24 protein-coding genes are annotated in these 25,492 nt (G+C 69.6%); 14 read left to right on the top strand and 10 right to left on the bottom strand.

The window, feature by feature from the left end:
* Positions 1-27: 27 nt before the first annotated feature.
* The 9 genes from PQS31_RS00805 to PQS31_RS00765 all read left to right on the top strand — a co-directional run bounded on the left by PQS31_RS00805 (position 28) and on the right by PQS31_RS00765 (position 6,835).
* Positions 28-477, top strand: coding sequence for a PA2169 family four-helix-bundle protein (locus PQS31_RS00805; RefSeq protein WP_272760780.1), 450 nt, complete (start codon positions 28-30; stop codon positions 475-477).
* Between the two features lie 152 nt (positions 478-629).
* Positions 630-1,952, top strand: coding sequence for an MFS transporter (locus PQS31_RS00800; RefSeq protein ID WP_272760779.1), 1,323 nt, complete (start codon positions 630-632; stop codon positions 1,950-1,952).
* 29 nt (positions 1,953-1,981) lie between these two features.
* Positions 1,982-2,443, top strand: coding sequence for a DMT family transporter (locus PQS31_RS00795; protein ID WP_272760778.1), 462 nt, complete (start codon positions 1,982-1,984; stop codon positions 2,441-2,443).
* Positions 2,440-3,075 (top strand): hypothetical protein, encoded by a 636-nt coding sequence (locus tag PQS31_RS00790; RefSeq protein WP_272760777.1) that lies wholly within the window; start codon positions 2,440-2,442, stop codon positions 3,073-3,075. Before PQS31_RS00795 ends, PQS31_RS00790 begins: the two co-directional genes overlap by 4 nt.
* Before the next feature lie 32 nt (positions 3,076-3,107).
* Entirely contained in the window at positions 3,108-3,473 is a 366-nt protein-coding gene (locus PQS31_RS00785) for a DUF6164 family protein (RefSeq protein ID WP_272760776.1), read from the top strand.
* A gap of 142 nt (positions 3,474-3,615) precedes the next feature.
* Positions 3,616-3,831: a hypothetical protein gene (locus PQS31_RS00780; protein WP_272760775.1), complete on the top strand. Its 216-nt coding sequence runs from the start codon at positions 3,616-3,618 to the stop codon at positions 3,829-3,831.
* Between the two features lie 138 nt (positions 3,832-3,969).
* Positions 3,970-5,535, top strand: a complete 1,566-nt coding sequence (locus PQS31_RS00775) for a leucyl aminopeptidase (protein WP_272760774.1) — start codon at positions 3,970-3,972, stop codon at positions 5,533-5,535.
* A gap of 332 nt (positions 5,536-5,867) precedes the next feature.
* On the top strand, positions 5,868-6,617 hold the full coding sequence (locus PQS31_RS00770) for a sulfurtransferase (protein ID WP_272760773.1): 750 nt from the start codon (positions 5,868-5,870) through the stop codon (positions 6,615-6,617).
* Entirely contained in the window at positions 6,614-6,835 is a 222-nt protein-coding gene (locus PQS31_RS00765) for a hypothetical protein (RefSeq protein ID WP_272760772.1), read from the top strand. The genes PQS31_RS00770 and PQS31_RS00765 overlap by 4 nt, the downstream gene beginning before the upstream one ends.
* Before the next feature lie 117 nt (positions 6,836-6,952).
* Here the strand turns inward: PQS31_RS00765 and PQS31_RS00760 are convergent, their stop codons facing one another.
* Positions 6,953-7,708: a glutamine amidotransferase gene (locus PQS31_RS00760; RefSeq protein WP_272760771.1), complete on the bottom strand. Its 756-nt coding sequence runs from the start codon at positions 7,706-7,708 to the stop codon at positions 6,953-6,955.
* Between the two features lie 314 nt (positions 7,709-8,022).
* A complete protein-coding gene (locus tag PQS31_RS00755) occupies positions 8,023-9,855 on the bottom strand; it encodes a DEAD/DEAH box helicase (protein ID WP_272760770.1) in 1,833 nt (610 codons plus the stop codon).
* Between the two features lie 202 nt (positions 9,856-10,057).
* Here PQS31_RS00755 and PQS31_RS00750 point away from each other — a divergent pair, with 202 nt between their 5' ends.
* Both PQS31_RS00750 and PQS31_RS00745 read left to right on the top strand, forming a co-directional pair.
* Entirely contained in the window at positions 10,058-10,732 is a 675-nt protein-coding gene (locus PQS31_RS00750; RefSeq protein WP_272760769.1) for a glutathione S-transferase, read from the top strand.
* Positions 10,729-12,330 (top strand): protein adenylyltransferase SelO, encoded by a 1,602-nt coding sequence (locus PQS31_RS00745; RefSeq protein ID WP_272760768.1) that lies wholly within the window; start codon positions 10,729-10,731, stop codon positions 12,328-12,330. The genes PQS31_RS00750 and PQS31_RS00745 overlap by 4 nt, the downstream gene beginning before the upstream one ends.
* Before the next feature lie 983 nt (positions 12,331-13,313).
* On the opposite strand, the gene PQS31_RS00740 is transcribed toward PQS31_RS00745, so the two are convergent.
* The 3 genes from PQS31_RS00740 to PQS31_RS00730 are packed head-to-tail and all read right to left on the bottom strand — an operon-like array spanning position 13,314 to position 18,021.
* Positions 13,314-15,194 (bottom strand): ABC transporter ATP-binding protein, encoded by a 1,881-nt coding sequence (locus PQS31_RS00740; protein ID WP_272760767.1) that lies wholly within the window; start codon positions 15,192-15,194, stop codon positions 13,314-13,316.
* 42 nt (positions 15,195-15,236) lie between these two features.
* On the bottom strand, positions 15,237-15,881 hold the full coding sequence (locus tag PQS31_RS00735) for a trimeric intracellular cation channel family protein (RefSeq protein WP_272760766.1): 645 nt from the start codon (positions 15,879-15,881) through the stop codon (positions 15,237-15,239).
* A 37-nt stretch (positions 15,882-15,918) separates the two neighbouring features.
* Positions 15,919-18,021, bottom strand: coding sequence for an EAL domain-containing protein (locus PQS31_RS00730; RefSeq protein ID WP_272760765.1), 2,103 nt, complete (start codon positions 18,019-18,021; stop codon positions 15,919-15,921).
* A 132-nt stretch (positions 18,022-18,153) separates the two neighbouring features.
* Between PQS31_RS00730 and PQS31_RS00725 the strand changes: the two genes are divergently transcribed.
* Both PQS31_RS00725 and PQS31_RS00720 read left to right on the top strand, forming a co-directional pair.
* The gene (locus PQS31_RS00725; protein WP_272760764.1) at positions 18,154-19,674 is read left to right on the top strand and encodes a fumarate hydratase; all 1,521 of its coding nucleotides are present in this window, start codon (positions 18,154-18,156) and stop codon (positions 19,672-19,674) included.
* 61 nt (positions 19,675-19,735) lie between these two features.
* Positions 19,736-20,371, top strand: a complete 636-nt coding sequence (locus PQS31_RS00720; RefSeq protein WP_272760763.1) for a glutathione S-transferase family protein — start codon at positions 19,736-19,738, stop codon at positions 20,369-20,371.
* Between the two features lie 542 nt (positions 20,372-20,913).
* On the opposite strand, the gene PQS31_RS00715 is transcribed toward PQS31_RS00720, so the two are convergent.
* From PQS31_RS00715 to PQS31_RS00705, 3 genes are read right to left on the bottom strand one after another with little or no spacing between them, the layout of a single operon-like run.
* Positions 20,914-22,065: a phospholipase A gene (locus PQS31_RS00715; protein WP_272760762.1), complete on the bottom strand. Its 1,152-nt coding sequence runs from the start codon at positions 22,063-22,065 to the stop codon at positions 20,914-20,916.
* Complete coding sequence (locus PQS31_RS00710) at positions 22,062-23,225, bottom strand: mechanosensitive ion channel family protein (RefSeq protein WP_272760761.1); 1,164 nt, start codon at positions 23,223-23,225, stop codon at positions 22,062-22,064. Before PQS31_RS00710 ends, PQS31_RS00715 begins: the two co-directional genes overlap by 4 nt.
* Before the next feature lie 37 nt (positions 23,226-23,262).
* Positions 23,263-23,763 (bottom strand): DUF456 domain-containing protein, encoded by a 501-nt coding sequence (locus PQS31_RS00705; RefSeq protein WP_272760760.1) that lies wholly within the window; start codon positions 23,761-23,763, stop codon positions 23,263-23,265.
* Between the two features lie 259 nt (positions 23,764-24,022).
* Between PQS31_RS00705 and PQS31_RS00700 the strand changes: the two genes are divergently transcribed.
* Positions 24,023-24,232: a cold-shock protein gene (locus tag PQS31_RS00700; RefSeq protein WP_096210538.1), complete on the top strand. Its 210-nt coding sequence runs from the start codon at positions 24,023-24,025 to the stop codon at positions 24,230-24,232.
* A 74-nt stretch (positions 24,233-24,306) separates the two neighbouring features.
* Here PQS31_RS00700 and PQS31_RS00695 read toward each other — a convergent pair whose 3' ends face one another.
* Complete coding sequence (locus PQS31_RS00695) at positions 24,307-24,789, bottom strand: peptidoglycan-associated outer membrane lipoprotein precursor (RefSeq protein ID WP_272760759.1); 483 nt, start codon at positions 24,787-24,789, stop codon at positions 24,307-24,309.
* A 195-nt stretch (positions 24,790-24,984) separates the two neighbouring features.
* Entirely contained in the window at positions 24,985-25,440 is a 456-nt protein-coding gene (locus PQS31_RS00690) for a hypothetical protein (RefSeq protein WP_272760758.1), read from the bottom strand.
* Positions 25,441-25,492 lie beyond the last annotated feature (52 nt).

Genomic DNA, 25,492 nt, shown 5'->3' with positions numbered 1-25,492 from the left:
CGATCACGCACTGGGAGACATCGACAGATGAGCAACAAGACCGCGAACACCCTCAACGACCTGATTTCGATCGCCCGTGACGGCAAGGAGTTCTACGAGGAAGCCGCGCAGAAGGTCGACGACGCCGAGCTGAAGACACTGTTCGCCCGCATCGCGACCAGCAAGGCCCAGATCGTCAACGAGTTGAGCACGGCGGTGCAGGCCGCGGGCGGCAAGCCGGAGGATTCCGGCACGATGGTCGGCAGCATGCAGCAGATGTACGGCAAGATCCGCGCCGCGCTGGGCGACACCGAGTACGGTTACGTCGCCGAGCTCGAAGAGTCCGAGGACCGCCTGCTCGAGGCCTTCGACGAGGCCGCACGTGATGCCGACACGCCGCCGGCGGCGCGTGACGTCGTCGTCCGCCTGCTGCCGGAAGTGCGCTCGTGCCACGATGTGATGCGCGCCCGCAAGCACGCGATGAAGGCGGCCAAGTAAGCCGACCGCGGCCCGGCATCGCCGGGCCCGATGTGATCCCGAGCCGACCGGTGTTCCGGTCGGCTTTTTGCTGCCCGGCCGCGACGGCTGGCAGCGGAGGACGGGCTCCGTGCGCCGGCAGCAGGCAAGCCCGGGCATGGCAGAATCGCGCGATGTCCGCGACTGCTGCTGCCCCCCGCACGAACGCCCCGTCACGCGACCGCCGGCGCGTGCTGTTCGCCAGCCTGATCGGCACGACGATCGAATTCTTCGATTTCTACATCTACGCCACGGCGGCCGTGCTGGTGTTTCCGGCGCTGTTCTTCCCGTCGGCGGATCCGGCATCGGCCATGCTGCAGTCGCTGGCCACATTCGCACTGGCGTTCGTCGCCCGTCCGATCGGCTCGGCGGTGTTCGGCCATTACGGCGACCGCATCGGCCGCAAGGCGACGCTGGTGGCGGCGCTGCTGACGATGGGTATCTCGACGGTGGTGATCGGCCTGCTGCCGACCCATGCCCAGATCGGCGTCGCGGCCCCCGCGCTGCTGGCACTGTGCCGGTTCGGCCAAGGGCTCGGTCTGGGCGGCGAATGGGGCGGGGCGGTGCTGCTGGCCACCGAGAACGCACCGCCCGGCAAGCGCGCGTGGTACGGCATGTTTCCGCAGCTGGGCGCGCCCATCGGGTTCTTCCTGGCCACCGGCTCGTTTCTGCTGCTGACCACGGTGATGGACGACGCGGCGTTCCTGGCCTGGGGCTGGCGCATTCCGTTTCTCGCCAGTGCTGCGCTGGTGCTCGTGGGGCTGTGGGTGCGGCTCACGATCCACGAGACCCCGGATTTCCAGGCGGTGCTCGATCGCCGGGCGCGCGTGCGTCTGCCGATCCGCGAGGTGCTGGTGCACGAGTGGCGCGGCGTGGTCGCCGGCACGCTGCTGGCGCTCGCGACCTTCGTGCTGTTCTATCTGATGACGGTGTTCGCGCTGAGCTGGGGCACGTCGCGGCTCGGCTACTCGCGCGAGCAGTTCCTGGTGCCGCAGCTCATCGGCGTGCTGTGTTTCGCCGCGACGATCCCGGTCGCGGCGCTGTACGCCGATCGCGTCGGCCGGCGCCGCGCGATGCTGGTCGCGAGCGGCCTGATCCTGCTGTTCGGACTGGGCTTCGCGCCGCTGTTCGTCGCCGGCCATACGGCGGGCGTCCTGGCCTTCCTGATGCTCGGCCTGGCACTGATGGGCCTGAGCTACGGACCGGTGGGCACGCTGCTCGCCGAGCAGTTTCCGACCGCGGTGCGCTATACCGGCGCCTCGCTGGCCTTCAATCTCGCCGGCATCTTCGGCGCGTCCCTGGCGCCCTACATCGCGACCTGGCTGGCCGGGCGCCACGGCTTGGCGTCGGTCGGGCTGTATCTGGCGGGGGCGGCGGCACTGAGCCTCGCGGCGCTGCTGTCGTTGCCGCGCGATACACCCGCGCAGGTGAGCGGCCCGCGCCCGTCGTCCCCGTAGACTGGCGCCATGCCGCACGAGGAGAGGCCATGAAGATCTGGTTGCTGGGCAGCGTCGCACTGGCGGCGCTCGTCGGCATGGTGCTGCCGCTGCAGGCGTTGATCAATGCGCGACTCGGTGCGCTCACCCAGGGCGCGCTGTTCGCATCGTTCGTCTCGTTCGCGGTCGGCACCGTGGTGCTCGGTGGGGTGCTCGCGGTATCGCGAACCGCGTGGCCGGGGGTTCGCGACCTCGCGGCCCTGCCGCCGTGGCTCTGGCTTGGCGGTGTGATCGGTGCGCTGTTCGTGTTCTGCGGCACCTTGCTGGTGCCGCGTCTGGGCGCCGCCGGGCTGATCTGCCTGATCGTATTCGGACAGCTCGTGGGCTCGCTGCTCGTCGACCACTTCGGTGTGCTCACCGCATCGCGTCCGGTCGATCTGACGCGGCTTGCCGGCGCGGTCCTGGTCTGCGTGGGCGCGTTGCTGGTGGTGCGGCCCTGGAGCGCGGGATGAGCGGGCTCGACGAAACGCCGGCGCCGCTCACCCTGCCGCCCGCGATGCGCGCGGCGCTCGAGGCCGCGTACGCGGAGCCTCCCCGCGCCTATCACTCGCTGGCTCACGTGGCCGCGCTGCTGTGCCTGTATCACGAGGTCGCGCAGACCTCGGGCTGGGCGCAGCCGGTGGAGGTCTATCTGGCGATCCTCTACCACGATGCGATCTACGACGTGCGGCGCGGCGACAACGAGGCGCAATCCGCGGCGATGGCGGCCCGGGCGATCGATCGCTGGCTGCCGGACGCCGGCGTCGATACCGCGCGCGTGACCGCGCTGATCGAGATGACCGCGCGTCACGGACGGCACGTCGCCGGCGATTTCGCCGCCGATGCGATCGGCGACGACACCCGCCGGTTCCTCGATTGCGACATGGCGGTTCTCGGCGCCGACGCCGCCACCTTCGACGCCTACGACCGCGGCATCGCGGCCGAATACCGGCATCTGCCGCGCTGGATGTTCGCGCTGAACCGCCGACGTTTTCTCAAGGGGCTGCTCGCGCGCGAGCGCATCTTTCTCGACGACGCCTTTCACGCGCGTTTCGATGCCCAGGCCCGGCACAATCTGCGCCGGGCGGTGACCACCAAGCGCTGAGGCCGCCGACGGGCCGCGGTATCATCCCGGGCATGGCCAGACTCCTGCTCAACCTGCGCTACGTGCCCGAGGACGAGGCGGCCGACGTGCGCGCGTTTCTCGATGCGGCAGGGCTGGAGTGGTACCAGACGCGCCCGAGTCCGTTCGGCATTTCCCAGGGCGGCATCTGGCTGCGCAACAATGACGATCTGCCCGAGGCCAAACGGCTGATGGCCGATTACCAGCGCGAGCGTCAGGCGCGGGCGCGCGCGGAACGGGCACGCGCCGAACGCGAGGGGACAGCCGAAACCTTCGCCGACATCGTGCGTGCCGACCCGGTGCGGGTGGTGATGATCGTGCTCGCCATCGTGTTCCTGATCGGCCTGATGGCCGTGCCGGGTTACCTGCTGTCGCGCTGAGACCGACCACGCGACCCGGGGGACAAGGGGCGAGGCGATCACCGTGCCACGACGGCGACCGGCCGATGCTTGCGCCTGTTCGCGCCCGGCGAAGCGTCGCGATTGCCGGCCGAATGCCGATTCCAAGCCGGAGCGCTCTGCGATGACCACACCGCCGCCTACCCGGGCCCGCCCGAAGCCGAAGTCGGAGCCTTGGACCCGGCCGAATCCCAAGCCGCGCGCGGCGCGGAGTTCCCTCAGCGATGCGCAGAAGGCGGCAGCCCGGGAGCGCGCCGACGACGCCGGGCGCCGCTACCCGAATCTGGTCGACAACATGTGGGCCAAGCGCCACGTGAACGCCGACGGCACGGAAAAATAGCGCTGAGCCACCTGCGCACGGGCCCTCGTCGCGCGCCGTTGTGACCATCGGCACGGCCCGCGGCGGTGGCCGGCTTGGTAAGGTCGATGGTTGCCCCGCGCCTGCGCGGGTGCCGTCCTGCCATCGTCCGGAGATCCCATGCGCCACGCCCGCTCGCTCAAGCCCCTGTTGCTCGCCACCCTGATCGCCTCGTTCGCCCTGCCGGCCGCTGCGCAACGCGACATCCGGTTCGACGCGGCGCAGGTGCCCGAACGCGGCACCCTGGTACTCGCCGTGCCGCAGGTCGCCGAAGGCGCGGCCCGTGACGGCAGCTTCGCGCAGATCGATGCCGCCAGCGGCGGCGCATTGACCCGGGCGACGGCAGCCGCGGGCTTCACCGGACGTGCCGACAGCCAGCTCGATCTTCCCGGCATCGCCGGCTACGACCGCGTGCTGCTCGTCGGCACCGGTGAAGGCGCGCCCGATGCGCGACGTATCGAGGACGTCGGCGGCCACGTGGGCCGGTTCGCGGCGCGCAGCCGGGCGCCGCAGATCGACGTGGTCTGGGACGGCGCCGACGCCGACGCTGCGGCCCGTCTGGCCTTCGGTGCGACCCTCGGCCAGTACAGCTTCGACACCTATCGCACCACCCGCAGCGCGGACGAGGCACGGGCCGGCGAGGGCAGCCTGGTCGTGCGCAGCGCCGACGGTGCGGCCGCGAGCCGCACGTGGGACCGCGATCTGAAGGCCGTGGCCGAAGGCGTGGCCTTCGCACGGGACCTGGTCACCGAGCCGGCGAATACGATCTATCCCGAAACCTTCGTCGAGCGCACGCGTGCGGCCTTTGCCGGCAAGCCCAATGTGAGCATCGAGGTGCTCGATGTGCCGGCCATGGAGCGCCTCGGCATGGGCAGCATCCTGGCCGTGGGCCAGGGCAGTGCGCGGCCGCCGAGGATGATGGTGGTGCGCTACAACGGCGGCCCCCGCGGCGAGGCGCCGATCGCGTTCGTCGGCAAGGGCATCACTTTCGATTCGGGCGGTATCTCGATCAAGCCCAGCGAGAACATGTGGCGCATGAAGTACGACATGGCGGGCGCCGCCAGTGCCACCGGCGCGGTGCTCGCGCTGGCCGGGCGCGGCGCCCGTGTCAACGCGGTCGCGGTCGCCGCGCTGGCCGAGAACATGCCGTCGGGCACCGCCGTGCGTCCGGGCGACGTGATCCGCACGGCCGCCGGCAAGACCTACGAGATCATGAGCACCGACGCCGAGGGGCGCATGGTGCTGGTCGACGCGCTCTGGTACGTGCAGCGCCAGGACAATCCGCGCGTGATCGTCGACATCGCCACGCTGACCGGCGCCATCGTCACCGCGCTGGGCAACGACTACGCCGGCCTGTTCACCCGCGACGATGCCCTGGCCGCGCAGCTGCAGCGTGCCGGCGACGCCGCGGGCGAGCCGGTCTGGCGCATGCCGCTGCATCCGGGCTACGGCAAGATGCTCGAATCGCCGATCGCCGACATGCGCAACGGCGGCGGGCGTCCGGGCTCCGGCACGGCCGCGCATTTCATCGGCGAGTGGATCGACGCCGGCCGCAGCTGGGCGCATCTCGACATCGCCGGCATGGCCTGGCGCGACGGCAACGAGGTGTCGGTCACGCCGGCAGGCGCGTCCGGGTTCGGCGTGCGCCTGTTCGACCGCTTCGTGCGGGAGAACTACGAGCGCTGACGCCGCACGGTTGCGCCCGGCCCGACGTGGCCGGGCGCCGGACGGCCGGGCGATCGCCGCTGGTCGTTCTGCGGAATGGTCGCGATCGCGCCCGCGCGCGGAAAGCGCGAAGGTGCGGCACGACACGGCGTGTCGGCCCGACCCGCGCGCCGGATGACGGCGTCGGGTGCCCCGGCACGGCGGATGCCAGACGCGCGCATCCGCCGGCTGCGGCATCGGCATCACCGGCAGCAGATCAGCCGGGCGGTGGGGAGCGCGCCGCGCACCGCACGCGCGAGTCGGCGCAGGCCCGCACCGGCCCCGGCGCGGCGTCACGCCCTACAATGGCCGCCATGATCGACAACCTCGCCGCCTACCATTTCGTCGCCCTCGAGGACCCGCACGCGGTGGCCGCCTGGCTGCGCGCGCTGGCCGAAGCGGGGGATCTGCGCGGCACGGTGCTGGTGGCCCCGGAGGGCATCAATCTGTTCCTGGCCGGCACGGTGGATGCCGTCGACACGCTGGTCGACGCCGTGCGCGCCGATGCCCGCTTCGCCGCGCTCGTGGTCAAGCGCAGCCGCAGCGACAGCCGGCCGTTCGCCCGGCTGAAGGTCAAGGTCAAGCCCGAGATCATCAGTTTCCGCAAGCCCGAAGCGATGCCACTGGCAGCGCCGGCGCGCGCGCCCGACGTCGCGCCCGAGACCCTCGCGCGCTGGATCGCGCAGGGCCACGACGATGCCGGCAGGCGCTTGGTGCTGCTCGACACGCGCAATCGCGAAGAAGTGGGGCATGGCACCTTCGAGGGGGCGTTGACCCTGCCGATCGACAATTTCACCGAGCTGCCCGAGGCGCTGGCGCCGCATCGCGAATCGCTGCGTGACGCGACCGTGGTGAGCTTCTGCACCGGCGGCATCCGCTGCGAGAAGGCCGCGCTGTGGATGCGCGCCGACGGGATGGACAACGTGCTGCAGCTCGACGGCGGCATCCTCGGTTACTTCGAGCGCGTCGGTGGCTACGGCTACGACGGCCGCTGCTTCGTGTTCGACGATCGCATCGCACTCGATCCCGCGCTGCGTCCGCTGCAGGACGGTGCGGCCGCATGAGCTGGCTCGGCTTCGTCCTCGTGATCCTCGGCATCTGGCTCGCGTTCAAGGTCGCGGGCGTGGTGCTGCGGCTGATCGTGACCGTACTGATCCTCGTCGCCGCCTACTGGTGGCTGGCCCCGGTGTTCGGCTGGCCCACGCTGGGCGAAGTGATCTACGTGATGGGGCCCGATATACGTCTGCCCGAGGTCGCGTTGCCGGCGCTCGAGTTGCCCTGAGCGTGCCGTCCTCGCGACAGGCCTCTGCCGCGCGCGTGGTGCATCCGGCTCGGGCCCCGGCCCGGAAACGACACGCGGCGTCCGGGACGATCGCCGGCGCGCGGCACGGGCACCGCCTCAGCCGAATTCGCGCGACGGCAGCACGTAGCGGCGGTCGGGGCGCCCGACGAGATCGAGGAAGCGGTTGAACACCGCATCGGCCTGGCGCTGCATCGGGGCGATGTAGCGCTGCGTCGCGGCGCGGATCGCCGCATCGTCGTGCGGCAGGCCGGAGGCGGCGAGTTCCGCCCGGTAGGCCGGCGTCGCCAGCCAGCGCTCGATCAGTGGCAGGTCCATCTCGAGATGGAACTGGAAGCCGTACGCGGTTTCTCCGTAGCGGAACGCCTGCTGCTCGCAGTCCGCCGTGCGCGCCAGATGCACGGCGCTCGACGGCACTTCGAAATGACAGCCGTGCCACTGGAAGACGGGCGACGCCGCGCCGAGTGGTGCGAGCACCGGGTCGCGACGGCCGGCATCGGTGGCATGCAGCGGGTACCAGCCGATTTCCGGCCGCGCGATGCGGCGCACAGGCGCGCCCAGTACATGCGCGAGCAACTGGGCGCCCAGACAGATGCCGAGCACCGGACGGCCGAGTTCGAGCATGCGTTCGATCGCGCGCAGTTCGACCGACAGGTGGGGGCGGGCATGCCGGTCGGCGACATTCATCGGCCCGCCGAGCACGATCAGGCCGCGATACCGGTCCACGTTCGGCTGCGCCTGCGGCTCACGCTCGAAATTGACGAAGCGGATCCGATGGCCGCGGCGGCGGATCAGCGGATCGAGCGTGCCCAGCGGCTCGGCGGCGACATGCTGGAAAACGAGGATGCGGGGCATCGTCTGATTCTAGTGGGAGACACCGGCCCGGAAACCCGGCGCGGACGCCGCCGTGGCGGCCGTCCCGCTGGTCGCGGCACGCCGGAACCAGGTGGCCCGTCGTCCAGTCGGGCGGCCACCGCGGCGATGGCCCGCAAACCGGCGTCGAACCTCGATTGTTCGCCGGTGCGCGGCGCAAGGTACGACGTGCGACGCCCGCACCGCCGCCCCGGCCACCACCTGCGGATCCGGCAGGTGGCGGCAGTGCATCTGCGACGTCGGCGAATCCGGGAGTCGCTCCGGCACGACGGCGCGGGCGTCGCGGCTGCGCGGCCTCAGCGCGGGTCGCGACGCGGCGGCCCCTTGCGCGGCCCGCCGGGCTTGAAACCGCCGGGGCGGCCGCCCGGCCTCGCGCCGAAGGGACGTTTGCCGCGCGGCGGCGCCGCGGTCAGGTCGGCATCCTCGGCGCGGCGCATGCGGATCGCCTGGCCGGCGATGCGCACCTTCTTCAGGTGTTCCAGCAGTTCGCGCGGCATGCCCTCGGGCAGGTCGACCAGGCTGTAGTCGTCACGGATGTCGATGCGGCCGATGAACTTGCTCTCGAGGTCCGCCTCGTTGGCGATCGCGCCGACGATGTTGCCCGGCTGCACGCCGTGCTGGTAACCGACCTCGATGCGGAACGTCTCCATGCCCACGTCCGGCTCGCGCGGGCCGGTGTCGGCGCGGGGGGCGCGGGGCTCGCGCGGCTCGCGTGCGGCGCGCGAGGCCTCGCGGCCGCCGGGACGTTCGCTGTACTCGCGTTCGAACACCGGCTTTTCGGGCTTGCGCGGCGCTTCCAGCAGCAGCGGCGTCTCGCCCTGCACGACCTTGGCCAGCGCCGCGGCGATCTCGGCCGCCGGCACGTTGTGCTCGCGCTCGTAGCGTTCGACGAGGTCGCGGAAGATGCCCAGATCGCTGCCGCCGAGCGCGCCGGTGATCTTGTCGAGGAACTTCGACACACGCGCTTCGTTGACGGTCTCCACGCTCGGCAGCTGCATCTGCTCGATCTTCTGCCGCGTCGCGCGCTCGATTGCACCGAGCATGCCGCGCTCACGCGGGGCGACGAACAGGATCGCCTCGCCGCTGCGGCCGGCCCGGCCGGTGCGGCCGATGCGGTGCACGTAGCTTTCGGTGTCGTAGGGGATGTCGTAGTTCAGCACGTGGCTGATGCGGTCCACGTCCAGGCCACGCGCGGCGACGTCGGTGGCCACCAGCACGTCGAGACGGCCGTCCTTGAGGTTCTGGATCGCGCGCTCGCGCTGCTTCTGGTCGAGATCGCCGTTGATCGCGGCTGCCGACAGGCCACGCGCCGACAGCTTCTGCGCCAGCTCCTCGGTCGCGAGCTTGGTGCGCGCGAAGATGATCATCGCGTCGAAGGGCTCGGCCTCGAGAATCCGGGTCAGCGCATCAAGCTTGTTGACGCCGCTGACCATCCAGTAGCGCTGGCGGATGTTGGCGGCGGTGGTCGTGGTCGCCTTGATCGCGATCTCGACCGGTTCCTTGAGATACGTCTGCGCGATGCGCTTGATCGGGCTCGGCATCGTCGCCGAGAACAGCGCGACCTGGCGCGTGTCCGGCGTCTTCTTCAGCACGGCCTCGACGTCGTCGATGAAGCCCATGCGCAGCATCTCGTCGGCTTCGTCGAGCACCAGCGCACGCAGCTCGGACAGGTCCAGCGAGCCGCGCTCGAGGTGGTCGATCACGCGGCCCGGCGTGCCGACGATGACCTGCACGCCGCGCTTGAGCGCCGAGAGCTGCTGGGCATAGCCCTGGCCGCCGTAGATCGGCAACACGTGGAAGCCGGGCATGTGGGAGGCGTACTTCTGGAACGCCTCGGCGACCTGGATCGCCAGTTCGCGGGTCGGCGCCAGCACCAGCGCCTGCGGCTTGCGCGCGGCGGGATCGATGCGCGCCAGCACCGGCAGCGCGAATGCGGCGGTCTTGCCGGTGCCGGTCTGGGCCTGGCCCAGCACGTCGCGGCCCGCGAGCAGCGGCGGAATGGTGGCCGCCTGGATCGGCGAGGGCGATTCGTAGCCCACGTCGGTCAGCGCGCGCAGCAGGGTCTCGGGGAGGGCGAGATCGGTGAATTTCAGGGTGTCTTGGGGCGTGATGGGCGACTCGGCGCTCATGGTGCAGGCTCTCGTAGCGCCGGCGCAGTGCCGGTCGGGGAACCGCATAGTGTAACGGGCTGCCGCCATGAGGGCGGCCGCAGCCGCAGTGTCACTGAATGCGCCTTGGCTGGCGTTCACCTGCCGTCTGCAGCGCACTGGGCCTCCACCGGCGGTCGGCCATCATGTACGTCTGCCCGCCTGGGGCCTGACGGAGATCGGCATGATTCGCGTGCACCATTTGAACAACTCGCGCTCGCAACGCGTGCTGTGGCTGCTGGAGGAGCTTGGCCAGCCCTACGAGGTGGTGCGCTATGCGCGCGACCCAAGGACGATGCTCGCCCCGCCCGAACTCAAGCGTCTGCATCCCCTGGGCAAGTCGCCGGTGGTGGAGCTGGACGGCCGGGTGCTGGTGGAGTCGGGCGCGATCATCGAAGCGCTGATCGAGCGCTTCGATCCCGAACACCGGCTGTCCCCGGTGCCGGGCAATGCGGACGCACAGCAGCGCTACCGGCAGTTCCTGCACTACGCCGAAGGCTCGGCGATGCCGCCGATGCTGTTGTCGCTGGTCTTCTCGCGCATCCGCACCGCGCCGATGCCGTTCTTCGTACGACCGGTGGCGCGCGGCATCGCCGACAAGGCGATGAGGACGTTCGTCGGCCCGCAGCTGGCCACGCACCTTTCGTATGTGGAGGGCGAGCTGGCCGCGCGCATGTGGTTCGCCGGCGACCGGTTCACCGCGGCCGACATCCAGATGAGCTTTCCGCTGGAAGCCGCCGTGGCGCGCGCCGCGGACCATGCCGGCCCGCACATCCGCGCCTTCGTCGAGCGCATCCACGCGCGGCCTGCGTACCAGCGGGCGCTGGCGACCGGCGGCCCCTACGCGCTGGCGACATGAGCGCCGGCCCCGACATGCGCCTGCCCGAGGTCGCGCTCGAGCACGCGCTGCGATTCGACAATCGCCTGGTGCGCCGCCTGCCCGCTGATCCGGAAACCGGCCCGCGGCGGCGCCAGGTCGAAGGCGCGGTGTGGTCGCCCGTGCTGCCCACGCCGGTCGCCGCACCGCGGCTGATCGCGCATTCGGCGGAGATGGCCGCCGCGCTGGGGTTCGACGAGGCGACGATCCTGTCCCCCGCGTTCGCGGAGGTATTCGGCGGCAACGCGCTGATGCCGGGGCTGATGCCGTATGCGTCGAACTACGGCGGCCACCAGTTCGGCCACTGGGCCGGCCAGCTGGGGGACGGCCGTGCAATCACCCTGGGCGAGGGGACCGATGCGTCCGGCCAGCGCTGGGAGCTGCAGCTCAAGGGCGCCGGCCCCACACCGTATTCGCGCACCGCCGACGGACGCGCGGTCCTGCGCTCGTCGATCCGCGAGTTCCTGTGCAGCGAGGCCATGCACCATCTGGGCATCCCGACCACGCGTGCGCTGTCGCTGGTGGCCACCGGGGATGCGGTGGTGCGCGACATGTTCTACGACGGTCGCGCAGCCGCCGAGCCCGGTGCGATCGTCTGCCGCGTCGCCCCGTCGTTCATCCGTTTCGGCCATTTCGAACTGCCGTACGCGCGCGGCGACGTCGCACTGCTGCGCCGGCTCGTCGACTTCACGATCGCCCGCGATTTCCCGCATCTCTCGGGCGAGGGCGAATCGCTGTACGCCGACTGGTTTGCCGAGGTGTGCACACGCACCGCGGTGATGGTGGCCGGGTGGATGCGCGTGGGTTTCGTGCACGGCGTGATGAACACCGACAACATGTCGATTCTCGGGTTGACCATCGATTACGGCCCCTACGGCTGGGTCGACGATTTCGACCCCGACTGGACACCGAATACCACCGACGCGCAGGGGCGGCGTTACCGCTTCGGCTGGCAGCCGCGCATCGCGCACTGGAACCTGGGCCGGCTCGCGCAGGCCCTGTCGCCATTGTTCGCGGACGTCGCACCGTTGCAGGCGGGCCTGGATACCTACGCGTCGACCTATGCCGCGCTGGACCGCCGCAACATCGCCGCCAAGCTGGGTCTGGCGGAGGCGGGCGATGCGGATGTCGGGCTGATGCAGCGGCTGCACGGGGTGCTGCAGGCCGGCGAGGTCGACATGACGCTGTTCTTTCGCGGACTCGCCGATCTCGACACCCGGGCGCCGTCGCTCGATGTCGTCGCCGATGCCTTCTACGATGCGGACAAGCGCGACGCGCTGGCGGCCGAGTTCGAGGCCTGGCTGCAGGCCTACGTCGCCCGGATCGAGGCGGGCGGTGAACCGGCCGAGCTGCGTCGGCAGCGCATGCGGGCCGTCAATCCGCGCTACGTGCCGCGCAACTACCTGGCCCAGCAGGTGATCGATGCGGCGACGCGGGGCGACGTGGCGCCGATCGGCGAACTGCTGGAGGTCTTGCGGCGTCCGTATGACGATCAGCCCGGACTGGAGCGCTTCGCGGCGCGTCGGCCCGAGTGGGCGCGGACCAAGGCGGGATGTTCGATGTTGTCGTGCAGCTCCTGAGCGGAGCGCGCAGGCACCACCGTCGTTCGAGTCCGGCTCCAAGGACGTTCTGCGCACAGTTTTTATGCCCGTCATTCCCGCGAGGGCGGAAATCCGGCGCCTTTCGTTTGAAGCGCTGGAAAGCCCGAAATGCTGCATTCGCGCACGTAATTGAGATGTTGGGGAGATCCACAGCTGGGCCCCCGGCAATGTGACGGTTCCGGCTCCAGCTTCGGCTCTGGCTTTGCTCTCGCTCCGCTTTTGCTTTTGCTTTTGCGTCTGATGTTCGAGCGGTAAAGCGAGCCGAGCATCGCAGGGCGGCGGGGCCTACGAGCAGCCCATGTCTGAGCGCAGCGAGTTTGGGCTGCGTCACTGTGAAGGTGACAATGTGCCCCGTCGACCGAGAAGCGCAGGGACCCGCCGCGGCCGTATCGCGGCGGATCGCGTCCGGCGAAGGGACGTTTTGGTTCCTTTTTGGTCCTTCAAAAAGGAACTCGCACGCGCAGCGGGCGAAAGCTGTGCACTTGCTCTGCTTCCCGCCGTTCGCCGCTCTCGCTCGGTTTCAATTGATTCGCGAAGAACAGAGCTTCCGCGCTGTTCGCGCGGCTTACTTTTGTCTTGTCAAAAGTGAGCACGACAGCGCCGATGCGCTGGCGAACGGCGAAGCCGGCCCGCAGGGCGAGTGCCGGAGGCGCGAGTCAAACCGCCATCGCCGGACACTCGCCGATGCGATGAAGCCGCATCGGTCCCCTGTGCTCCTCGCCTGACGCGGCACGGCGCCCAAACTCGCTTCGCTCAGACATGGGCGCCTCTACGGCCGCGCCAGGCTCCGGTGCTCGGCTCGCTCAACGGCTCGAAATCAAAGGCTGAAAGCCAAGGCCATGGCCAAGGCCAAAGCTAAAGCCAGAGCCGAAGCCAGAGCTAAAGCCAAAGCCAAGGCCAAGGCGAGGGCCTAAGCCGATGCCATGCCCGGTGGGTGCAGCCAGCCCACCGCGCACCCGGCCTCAGGGATCCCGATATCCCGCCGCCTGCAGCTCGAACAGTTCGGCATAACGCCCACGCTGGGCCATCAGTTCGGCATGCGTGCCGCTGGCTTCGATCCGGCCCTGCTCCAGCACGAGAATGCGGTCGGCCATGCGCACGCTGGAGAAGCGGTGCGAGATCAGCACGGCCGTGCGGCCTTCCGACAGTTCCTTGAAGCGGCGGAAGACTTCGAACTCGCTGCGCGCGTCGAGCGCGGCGGTGGGCTCGTCGAGAATCACCACCTGGGCCTCGCGCATGTAAGCCCGGGCGATCGCGATCTTCTGCCACTGCCCGCCCGACAGGTCGACGCCGGTCTTGAAGCGGCGGCCGATCAGCTGGTCGTAACCGCCGGGCAGGGTGGCGATGAGGTCGTCGGCCATCGAGCGGCGCGCGGCGTCGCGGATGCGCGCATCGTCGTCCATCGCCTCGATGCGCCCCACCCCGATGTTCTCGCCGGCGGTGAGGTGGTAGCGCACGAAGTCCTGGAAGATCACGCCGGTGTTCGCGCGCAGTGCATCGAGGTCGTACTCGCGCAGGTCGCGGCCGTCGAGCAGGATGCGGCCTTCGTCGGGGTCGTAGAGCCGCGCCAGCAGCTTGACCAGAGTGGTCTTGCCCGCGCCGTTCTCGCCCACCAGCGCCAGCACCTCGCCGGCGCGCAGGGTGAAATCGAGATGCCGCACCGCCCAGCGTTCCGCGCCGGGGTAGCGGAAGCCCACGTTCTCGAACACGAAGCCCTCGCGGATCGGCTGCGGGAACGGCGCCGGATCGGCGGGGGAGACGATTTCCGGCTCGATCGCGAAGAACGAGAACAGGTCGTCCAGATACAGCGCCTGGCCGGCGACCTGCGAGAACCCGATCAGCAGGCTTTCCAGCAACTGGCGCAGGCGCCGGAAGCTGCCGGCGAGGAAGGTCAGGTCACCGATCGTGAAGTCGCCGCGCACCGTGCGCCAGGCGATGTAGGCATAGGCGACGTAGTAGCCCAGGGTGCCGAGCGCGGCCAGCAACGTGCCCCAGACCGCACGCCGGCGCGCGAGCGCGCGGTTGGCGCGGAAGAAGCCGTCGGCGAGGCTGCGATAGCGGTCGATCAGGAACCGGTGCAGGCCGAAGATCTTGACCTCTTTCGCGGTCTCCAGACTCGCGCCGGTCTGGCGCACGTATTCGAGCTGGCGCCGCTCGGGGGTCCACTGGAAGTTCAAGGAATAGCCCAGCGCATTGAAGTGCGACTCGCCGATGAAGGCCGGCACCAGCGCGATCGCCAGCAGCACGATCAACCACGGGGCGTAGACCATCAGGCCGACCGCGAAGCTCACCACCGTGATCGCGTCCTGGACCTGGCCGAACAGCTGGCCCATCAGGTTCATGCGGCTCATGGTCTGCCGGCGCGCGCGGTCGAGCTTGTCCTGCAGCTCCGGATCTTCGAAGTCCTCCAGATCGAGGGTCGCGGCGTGCTCCATCAGGCGCACGCTGGTGGCGTTGGTGAACAACTCCGAGAGCAGGTTGTCGGCGTAGCTGACCAGCCGGCCGAGCAGGTCGGAGCCGATCGCCAGAGCGAACTCCAGGGCCAGCAGCCACGCCAGGTGATCCAGCGCGCCGCTGGCCCATGCGCCGGCGAGATCGTCGAACGCGACGCCGGCGCCGACCAGGCGGATCGCCTCGTCGATGATCAGCTTGCCGATGTAGAGCATCACCACCGGCAGGAAGGCACGGATCAGGCGCAGGCCCAGGCTGGTGAGGGTGAGGCCGGGGCTGGTCTGCCAGATCAGCTTCAGGAACGGACGCAGGTTGCGCATCGCATCGAAGCGTTCGCGCAGGCTGGGACGGTGTGCGTTCGGCGCGGTGCGCGCGGGGGCGGGTGTCGGCATGGGCGCTATCGTAGGCGCGTGGGTGGCGTTCGGCCGGGATGCTCAGCGCGGCGCATCGGGCGGCGCGCCGCTGCCACCGGACTGCAGGGCGACCGGCAGGTGCCAGCCGAAGCGCAGCGCCATGATCCGCAGACCGAAGCAGAGCAGTGCGCCGGCAATCGCACACGGAGCCGGAGGCCAGTGCAGCCAGTGCCCGAACGCGACCACGGCGGCGCCCGCCAACGCCGCCACGGCGTACAGATCGGCGCGCAGCACCAGCGGGACCTGGGCCAGCAGCACGTCGCGGACGATCCCGCCGCCGATGCCGGTCAGCATGCCCAGACCGGCCGCCATCGGCGGCGGAACGCCGAAATCCAGCGCCTTCTGGGCGCCCACGACGGCGAACAGGGCCAGGCCCATCGCATCGAACAGGCGCACGGGGTGTTGCAGGCGCTCGATCAGCGGTGCCCAACCGAACGTCATCAGGCCGGCGGCCAGTGTGACCGCCGGATAGCGCCAGTCGCCCAGCGCGGCCACCGGCGTCGCCCCGATCAGCACATCACGCGTCATCCCGCCTGCGGTGGCGGCGGCGAAGGCGACCACCAGAATGCCGAACAGATCGAGCCGCCTGCGTACGCCGAGCACGGCGCCGCTCAGCGCGAAGACGAAGGTGCCGATCAGGTCCAGTGCGAGTACGAGCGTGTCCATGCCGACAGTGTGCGCCGGACGGAGGCCCGGCGCCGCTTCAGCGGGGCGCGCGCTCCGGATTCGCGTGCAGCGGCGCTGCAGGCCCCAGTGCATCGCCCTGGGCGTAGTCGACGCCGATCTCGCGCAGGCGCGCCAGGATGTGCGCGTCCTCGGCGAACTCGGCGATGGTCTTCAGGCCCATGACGTGCCCGATGTGATTGATCGCTTCGACCATGGCCTGGTCGATCGGGTCGACCAGCAGATCGCGGACGAAACTGCCGTCGATCTTGAGATAGTCGAGCGGCAGATGCTTGAGGTAGGCGAACGACGACATGCCGCTGCCGAAGTCATCCAGCGCGAACGCGCAGCCCAGCGACCTGAGCTCCGCCATCAGCGCCGAGGCCTTGGCCAGGTTGCCGACCGCCGCCGTCTCCGTGACCTCGAAGCAGATGCGCGCCGGATCGACGCCGGCGTCGGCGAACGCCTCGCGCACGTAGGCCGCCAGGGTCTCGTCGCCGAGCGAGGCACCGGAGAGATTGATCGCATAGACCCGGTCCGCGGCTTCCGCCGGATCGGCCAGTCGCGCCAGCACCGAGCGGATCACCCACCGGTCGAGCGTCGGCATCAGGCCATAGCGCTCCGCGGCGGGGATGAACGCCATCGGCATCACGCAACGGCCGTCGACATCACGCAGCCGCAGCAGCACCTCGCTGTGCAGCACGCGGCCGTCGTGCAGCGAGTGGATGGGCTGCGCGTGGAGCTGCAGGCGGTCGTCCTCGAGTGCCCGGTTGAGCCGGCCGATCCACTCCATCTCGCCGTGGCGGCGTGCGATGGCGTCGTCGTCGGGCCTGTAGGCGTGGATGCGGTTGCGGCCCTGCTCCTTGGCCACGTAACACGCCGCGTCGGCGGCGCCGAGCAGTTCGATCGGGGTCATGCTGGCGTCGTCGAAATCCACCTGGCCGATGCTGACGCTCACCGGGAAGCGCGTGCCCTGCCATCCGAAACGCAGATCGGCCGCCGCACGACGCAGGGCGTCGGCCGTGGCGCGGGACGTCGCCGGGGCGCTGTCTTCCAGCAGTACGCCGAATTCGTCGCCCCCCAGACGTGCGAGCACGTCGCGCGGACCCAGTACGGTCCGCAGCACCGCCGAGAGCTGGCGCAGCAGCTCATCGCCGGCCGTGTGGCCGCAGGTGTCGTTGACGATCTTGAACTGGTCGAGATCCAGATACAGCAGCGCGTGCGGCATGCGGCTTGCGCCGGCACTGCGCAGGGCGGCGTGCAGGCGCCGGTCGAACTCGACCCGGTTGACCAGCCCGGTCAGATGGTCGTGACGCGCCTGATGACGGAGCTGCGCCGCCATGCGCCGCGCCGGCGAGACATCCCGGAACGCGATCACCACGCCCGCCGCCCGGGCATCACGGTCGAGAAGGGGCGCGAACGACCCTTCGACCGAGAACACGTCGCCGTCGCGCCGGACGAGCAGGGCGCGGTCGCCGAGCTGCAGCGGCGCGCCGCCCGCCATGGCCTGATCGACCAGCGCCTGCACGGTGTGGTCCTCTTGCGCCAGGTGCAGGACCTGGCTGCAGTTCCGGCCCACGGCCTCGGCGCTCGACCAGCCCGTGAGCTGCTCGGCGGCGGCGTTGATGAAGGTGACCACGCCGCCCGGGTCGACGGTCACCACGCCGTCGGCGATCGAGCGCAGCGTGGTGTGTGCGCGTTCGCGCTCGTCCGACAGCGCCTGCTCGGCCTGCTTGCGCGCGCTGATGTCGCGGAAGAACCCCACGAACAGTCGCTTGCCTTCGATTTCGATATCGGCGAAGGCGATGTCCACGGGCACGTCGCTGCCGTCGGCGCGCACGGCCACGGTCTCGGTGGCGCGCCAGTCGAGCGTGCGCACGCCGCTGTCCAGATACCGGCGCATGCCCGCGCGGTGCGCTTCGCGGTGATGCGCATGCTGCAGGACGTCGAGGTTGCGCCCCACCAGCGCCTCGGGCCGATAGCCCAGCACGGCATCGGACGCGGGGTTGGCGGCCACGATGACGCTGTCCGTGTCGAGGATGAGCACGGCGTCGGTCGTGGTCTCCCACAGCGTGCCGTAGAGCCGTTCGACCTGCGTCCGGTCCGGCCGGAATGGAGCGGGCGGGGCTGGCGCTGCAGTCATCGTCGTGTCGCCCTGGTTGGCCGGCTGCCGGCCTGGTCGCTGTGCACAGCGGCTGCGCGCGCCCGCTGGAAGCCGGGGGCGGCGATGCGTGGACGGTACACTATCGGCCCCCAGCCAGAGGCCTTGAGCGCCGTGAGCCAGATCCGCCAGGAAGACCTGATCCAGTCCGTCGCCGATGCGTTGCAGTACATCAGCTACTACCACCCGGTCGACTACATCAGGAACCTCACCGCCGCCTACGAGCGCGAGGAATCGCCGGCCGCGAAGGATGCGATCGCGCAGATCCTGATCAATTCGCGCATGTGCGCCGAGGGCCACCGGCCGATCTGCCAGGACACCGGCATCGTCACGGTGTTCCTGGAAGTGGGCATGTCGGTGCGCTGGGACGACGCGACGATGTCGGTCGAGGACATGGTCAACGAGGGCGTGCGCCGCGCCTACAACCATCCCGACAACAAGCTGCGCGCCAGCGTGCTGGCCGATCCGGCCGGCAAGCGCCAGAACACGAAGGACAACACGCCGGGCGTGGTCAACGTCAAGATCGTGCCGGGCAACACGGTCGACGTGATCGTCGCGGCCAAGGGCGGCGGCTCGGAAGCCAAGTCCAAGTTCGCGATGCTCAACCCGTCCGATTCGATCGTCGACTGGGTGCTCAGGACCGTGCCCACGATGGGCGCCGGCTGGTGCCCGCCCGGCATGCTCGGCATCGGCATCGGCGGCACCGCCGAGAAGGCGATGCTGCTGGCCAAGGAATCGCTGATGGAGCCGATCGACATCGTCGATCTCAAGGCGCGCGGCGCATCCAACCGGGCCGAAGAGCTGCGACTGGAGCTCTACGACAAGGTCAACGCGCTGGGCATCGGCGCCCAGGGCCTGGGTGGCCTGACCACGGTGCTCGACATCAAGGTCAAGGATTTCCCCACCCACGCGGCCAACCTGCCGGTGGCGATGATCCCGAACTGCGCGGCCACCCGGCATGCGCATTTCACCCTCGACGGCAGCGGTCCGGTGATGCTCGATCCGCCGTCGCTGGCCGACTGGCCGGAGCTGACCTACAACCCGACCGGCGCGCGTCGTGTCGATCTCGACACCATCACCCCGGACGAGGTCACGGCCTTCAAGCCGGGCGAGGTGCTGCTGCTCAGCGGCAAGCTGCTGACCGGCCGCGACGCCGCACACAAGCGCATGGTCGAAATGCTCGACCGCGGCGAGACCCTGCCGGTGGATCTCAAGGGGCGCTTCATCTATTACGTCGGACCGGTCGACCCGGTCCGCGAGGAAGTCGTCGGCCCCGCGGGTCCGACGACGGCGACGCGCATGGACAAGTTCACCGAGCAGGTGCTCGCCCAGACCGGCCTGCTCGGCATGGTCGGCAAGGCCGAACGCGGTCCGGCCGCGATCGAAGCGATCAAGAAGCACCGGTCGGTCTATCTGATGGCCGTCGGCGGCTCGGCGTATCTGGTGTCAAAGGCGATCAAGGCCGCGCGCGTGCTGGCCTTTGAAGATCTCGGCATGGAAGCGATCTACGAGTTCGAGGTGCAGGACATGCCGGTGACCGTCGCGGTCGATTCGGCCGGCACCTCGGTGCACGAGACCGGCCCGCGCGAGTGGAAGGCGCGCATCGGCGGCATTCCGGTGGTCGAGATCGCCTGATCCACGCGCCTCGCCGGCCCATCGGGTCGGCGGGGCAGTCCCGTTTCCGAGCGGAGTCGCCATGTCCGTCGTGCTCTACGGTGCCCCGAGCACCGCGTCGCTGGTGGTCCACTGGCTCCTGATCGAGCTGGAGATCGAGCATCGCCTGCAGATGCTCGATTTCGCGGCCGGCGAGCAGCGTTCGCCCGCCTATCTCGCCCTCAATCCGCAGGGGCGGGTGCCCACGCTGGTGATCGGCGAGCAGGTGCTGACCGAATCGGCCGCGATCGCGATGCATCTGGCCGATCTGTACCCGGACGCCGGCTTCGCCCCGGCAGCGGGCACGCCGGCACGCGGCGACTACTACCGCTGGGTCTGCTTCGGCGTCTACACGCTGATGCCGGCCTACCGCGCGTGGTTCTATCCCGACGAGCCCGCCGGTCCAGCCCATACCGAGGTCGTACGCGAGCGCGCGCGCGTGCAGATCGAAGCGGCCTGGCACCAGGTGGCCGCGCATCTGGCCGTCCACGGCCCGTATCTGCTGGGCCGCGTGCCGTCGACGGCCGATTTTCTGCTGACGATGCTGATGCGCTGGTCGCGCGCGATGCCGCGGCCCAGTGACAGCTGGCCCGAGCTCGCCGCCTTCGCCCGGCGCATGAAGGACCGGCCCGCGTTCCAGACGGCCTGTCGGCGCGAGGGCATCGAGGACTGGCTCTAGGCCGTGCGCCGGGCCGAGCGCCCGGATGTCGAGAACGTCGAGGTCGACGTCGCCGATGGTGCTGTCGCAGGGGCTTTGCATCTGCTGCAGACGCCAGTCCTGACACCGGCCGGTCGTCCGGGACTCCATCGCGCCGCTGCGCGTGCTCCGCGCGCCGCCGGCCACGCTGTCGACCTGCGTCGTGATCGCGCCTTCGATCACGAAGCCATCCGCCGTGGCCGAGATGATGTGGCTGCGGATGTCCGGACACTGCCCGCCGAGTGCTTCGCTGCCGGTGACGCTGAGGATGGCTCCGCGCTCGCGGATTTCGACCGAGCCGGCGCGGTCCAGATTGCCCCGGTCGATCCGTTGCAGGCTCAACCGGTGCGTGCCCACGAAACGCGTGCGTGCCGCGGCATCAACGCCATGCGCCGGGTGTCTGCGCAGCGGCGGCGCAGCACACCAGCAGCGAGGCACAGATCGAAACCGGCGCCCTCGTACGACGTTGCCTCCTGCCTTCTGCCTCCTGCCTCCGCCGCACGGCGGCGATCACGATCGGAGGCTCAGAAGCCTTCCAGCACCGAAATGCCGATCCCCACGTAGGTCGCCTTGTGGTTGTAGTCGATCAGGCTTTCGCCATAGCCGTGGAAGGCCTGCAGGCGCCCGCGGAAGTTGCGGTGGATCGGAAAACCCCAGTCGAACTGCAGCGCACCGCGCGAGCGTTCGCCGCCCCGCAGCGTATGGCGGGCCATCAACGAGTACTCGTGCCCGTTCCGCACATGGGTGAGCGTGGCATCGCCGCGGCCCATGTAGTCCTCGATGTCGGGATTGTCGTCCTCGTTGCCGTCCGAGAGCCGGATCCACGGACGCAGCATCAGGGCCCAGTCCTGGCGATCGAAGCCGACGTTGAACACCACCCGGTTCCAGCTGCGGGACAGCGGATCCTCGCGCCCGTTGGACTGGTGGTTGATACCCACCGCCGCCATGCGCCCGCGCCATCCGCCCGGCAGCCCGTAGTTGTTGCGGAACACCAGCAACACTTCGGGTTCGTAGTTCGTTTCGCGGAACGGGCGCGATTCCTCGGTGTTGTAGACCTGCCAGCGCGAGCTCTGGGTGTAGCCCATCCAGACGTCGCCGTTGGTGCCGAACAGATTCTCCAGCGCCTTGGTCTTGAAGCTCAGCTGGAACTTCGCTTCCAGGCTGTCGAGTGCCTGCGGCGTCGTGACGGTGTTGTCGGGGTTGGGAGACGACGGCGCGGTGTTGACGTTCGAACTCCAGAACACCGGCAGCAGATAGACCGGCTTGTAGGCGCGCAGGTTGAAGATGCCGAGCTTGGAATCCTTGGCGAGTTCCCAGCGGGTGTCGAGCAGCGAACCCTGGCCGGCATTGGCGATGGCGTCGGTCAGCAGCGCCTGGCTATCGTGCGCGTAGAGCGTGGCGTTGCCGCGCGCCGGCTCGGCCATCGCATCCGCGCGCGCGGCCGGGTTGGCGCGCAGTTCGCGGGCCACGTCGGCCTGCTGGTCGGCCACTTCCGGCGGTCGCGCCTGGCGGCCGGTGGCGGTGTCGAAGCAGACCAGCCGCTGCGCGTCGTTCTCGATCGCGAGACAGGCCGCCAGGCTGGCCGGCGTCGGTGCCGGCGCCGGTCCAGGCTGCGCCAGCGCACCGGTGGTGAGGCCCGCGAGCGCGAGCGGCAGGCAGGCCCGGGAAAGTGTCATGACGTGGGTTCCTTGGGATTGAGCAGATTCTGATCGCTGTTCTGGACCTCGGCGACCTGCAGGTCGATGTCCCGGTTGACCGAGGTGTCCACGCCGATGCTGGTGGCCGGTTCGACGTCGACCCGGTGCGGCGGCGCGTCATCATCCGCGGCGCGCGACAAGACCACGTGATTGGTGGTGCGCGGCGTCTCGATGCCCGCCCGCCAGAACGCACCCTTGACCAGGCGGATGGCCTCGCTCCGGGTCTTGCCCAGATCCGACTGGCGCTGGTCGATCCAGCCGAAGAACCGCAGCACCGTCCCGCCACTGCCGAATTCGACCACCGTCCACGACGGCGCCGGCTCGGTCAGCACGCCGTCGATGCCGGCGATTTCCGCAACGGCGATTTCCTGCGCCTTTCGGATCGACTGGCCCGCATCGATGTTGAAGGTGAACTCGAACCGGCGCCGCGGATTACTGGTGAAGTTCAGCAGGACGGCCTTGAACACCAGCGCGTTCGGCAACCGGAGCTCGTTGCCGTCCATCGTCACCAGCACCATGTCCCGTGCACTGAGTGCGGCCACCTTGCCTTCGAAGCTGTCGATGCGCACGGTGTCGCCGGGCGCGAACGGACGGCGCAGGCTCAGCAGGATGCCGGCGATGTAGTTCTCGGCGATGTCCTTGAACGCGAAGCCCAGCGCCAGACCCAGCACGCCGGCCGAGCCGAGCAGGGCGCCGACGAGCGCCGTCGCATTGAGCAGATCCAATGCGATCAGCACACCCGCGATCAGGATCACGCCATGGACAATGCGCCGCATCAGACCATCGAGATACGGATTGCGTGTCCGCAGCCGCAGCCAGTGCAGGCGCTGCGAGACCAGACGTCCCAGCCGGGCAGCCAGCAGCACGATCACCACCGCGGCGAACAGCAGGGGCAGATGCGCGATCAGCCGCACCGTGCGATCACGGACTTCGTCGTAGACCGCGTCGAAGCGTCCCCGCACATCGACGTCCGCATCCAGGGCGGGCGCGGCCTCCACGGGCGCAGCGGTCGGCTCCGCGAGCGAAGGCGGCGCGGCGATCGCCGCGGGCATCGCCAGCATCAACAGCGCGCAGAGAACGAAGACCAGCGGCGACGTTCGGCGCGCGGCGGGTGCCGCGGCGCGGGTGGCCGGGCTCATGCGGGTAGGGGTCGTGTCGGCATGCGCCATTGTGGCGTCAGAACCACCAGGCCAGCGCGAACACCGCCAGCATCGAGACCGCCAGCGCCAGCTTGAGCGCCACACCGAAGGCGATGCCGACCCACGTGCCGAAGCCCACGCGGGTCGCCTGGCCCAGCCCGTCGGGCCGCAGGTTGCGCCGGCTGATCAGCTCACCGGCCACCGCGCCCAGGAACGGGCCGGCGAACAGGCCGGGCAATCCGAAGAACAGGCCGACGAACGTGCCCACGACCGCGCCGACCAGCGCGAGGCGACTGGCACCCACCCGCCGCGCCCCGACCGCCGTTGCCCAGAAATCCACGATGAAGGACACGGCCGTCATCGCGCCGAGCACCAGCAGCGACACGGTGCCGACCCGCTCGAAACCGTCCGCCCATGCGGCCAGCACCATGCCCGCAAAAAGCAGGGGCAGGCCGGGCAACGCAGGCAACACCACGCCGGCGACTCCGACCAGCATCAGGAGGGCGGCGATGACGTAATAGAGTCCCGTCAGTTCCATGCGCCGCCCGCACTCAGCTCGCGTCGACAGGGCCGGACGGCAGGGGTGAAACTCGATTGCATTTTCATAAATGCCGGGGTACTTTGCAGACGCTGTGTTTGTCAAGGTCACCGTGACTCGTGACCCTGCGTGAGTAGATTCGTGTTGGCTCGTCCCACCGGTCCGCTGCATCGTCGCACCCGTGTTCTCCTTGCAACCAGCCGCCTGACAGGCGTTTTATCGATCGAAACATCGGACAGTTCCAGGGAGAGAGGGCAACATGGCAGCTCGCGAACAAGGTGTGGTGAAGTGGTTCAATGATGCCAAGGGGTTTGGCTTCATCAGTCGCGAAAGCGGCGAAGACGTCTTCGTGCATTTCCGCGCCATCCAGGGCACCGGCTTCAAGAGCCTGCAGGAAGGCCAGAAGGTGGAGTTCGAAGTGGTCCAGGGTCAGAAGGGTCTTCAGGCCGACGCGGTGACGCCGCTCTGACGAGTGCGGCTCGCGCACGAAAAAAACCCGGCCTCGCGGCCGGGTTTTTTTTTTGCAACGTGGTTGCGACCCGCTCAGTAGACGTAGGCGCGGCCGTTCTGCACGCGCACGTACGAGCCCTCACGGATGCCTCCGAGATCACTCTGCGAGACCACGGTGGTGCGGCCGTCCTGCATGCGCACATGGACGTTGTATTGCCCGCTGCCTTCCACGCGGTTCTGGATGGCGTTGCCGGCGACGGCACCGCCGACGGCGCCGGCACCGATGGCCACGTTGCGACGGCCTTCGCTGTCGGTATTGCGGCGTGCGAGTTCCTTCGCGGCGACCGCGCCGACGACACCGCCGATCAGGGGGCCGGCGATATTGGGATTGTTGTTGCCGCCGACGGCTTCGATGCGTGTCACGGTGCCGCAGTCGTAGCAGTTGGCCGGACGCGAGTTGTAGCCGCCGCCGTAGCCACCTCCGCCGTAACCCGACGAAGACCCCGGCGACGTGGCGCAGCCGGCAAGGGCGATGGAGGCGGCGATGGCCGCGGTTGCGAGCAGACGGTGTTTCATGGCGATCCTCCGGGAGCTGGTTCGGCCTGGGCCAGGCCACGCGGGCGTGTGCCCGACCGGGTCGACGCTAAGCAGCAGCGTGTGAACAGCGCAGCAATTGCGCCGGCATCGGCCCTCTGATGCTCGCCGGATGCAGGCGCGATTCAGCAGGGGACGCGGACGGCGCGCGTCCGCCGTGGTCTGCCCGGAATCTGCTCAGTTCCGGAAATCCCGGTGGCAGTCGCTGCATGCGCGTTCCACCTCGCGCAAGGACGTCTCCAGGGCTGCGCAGCTGTCGAGTGGCGAACCCAGTGCGAGATCGAGCGCACTGCGCATCCGGTCCGCGTCGCCGACGAAGCGTCGATGGTCGCGCAACGCCGGAAATGCAGGCTCGAGATCGTTCGACACGGCCCGCATCGTTTCCAACCGCCGCCGAGTGTCCGGCGCGGCGCAGTCTCCCGAGGCGTGCGCGGCATGCAACTGGGCCAGTTGCGCCTGATAGAGATGCATGACGGCGCTGGGATAGTGCGCGTCCCATGTCCTGCGGCTCTCCAGCGCACGCAGGAGCACCAGCAGCGCGAACAGGCCGACCACCAGCCCGGTCACGAACACCGCCGCGTACCGCGCCGCGGCGGAGGCGGGGGGCGTCGGTACGGAATCGGGACTCGACATGTGCGGGACCAGCCGGATGGCGCGCGAACTTAGCATGCCGCCGGGACCCGGC

This window comes from Luteimonas sp. BLCC-B24 (assembly GCF_028550595.1).
In the GTDB taxonomy this organism is placed as follows: Bacteria; Pseudomonadota; Gammaproteobacteria; order Xanthomonadales; family Xanthomonadaceae; genus Luteimonas.
The sequence above is the reverse complement of the archived record's forward strand: the minus strand, read 5'-3'. Positions and strand labels throughout refer to the sequence as shown.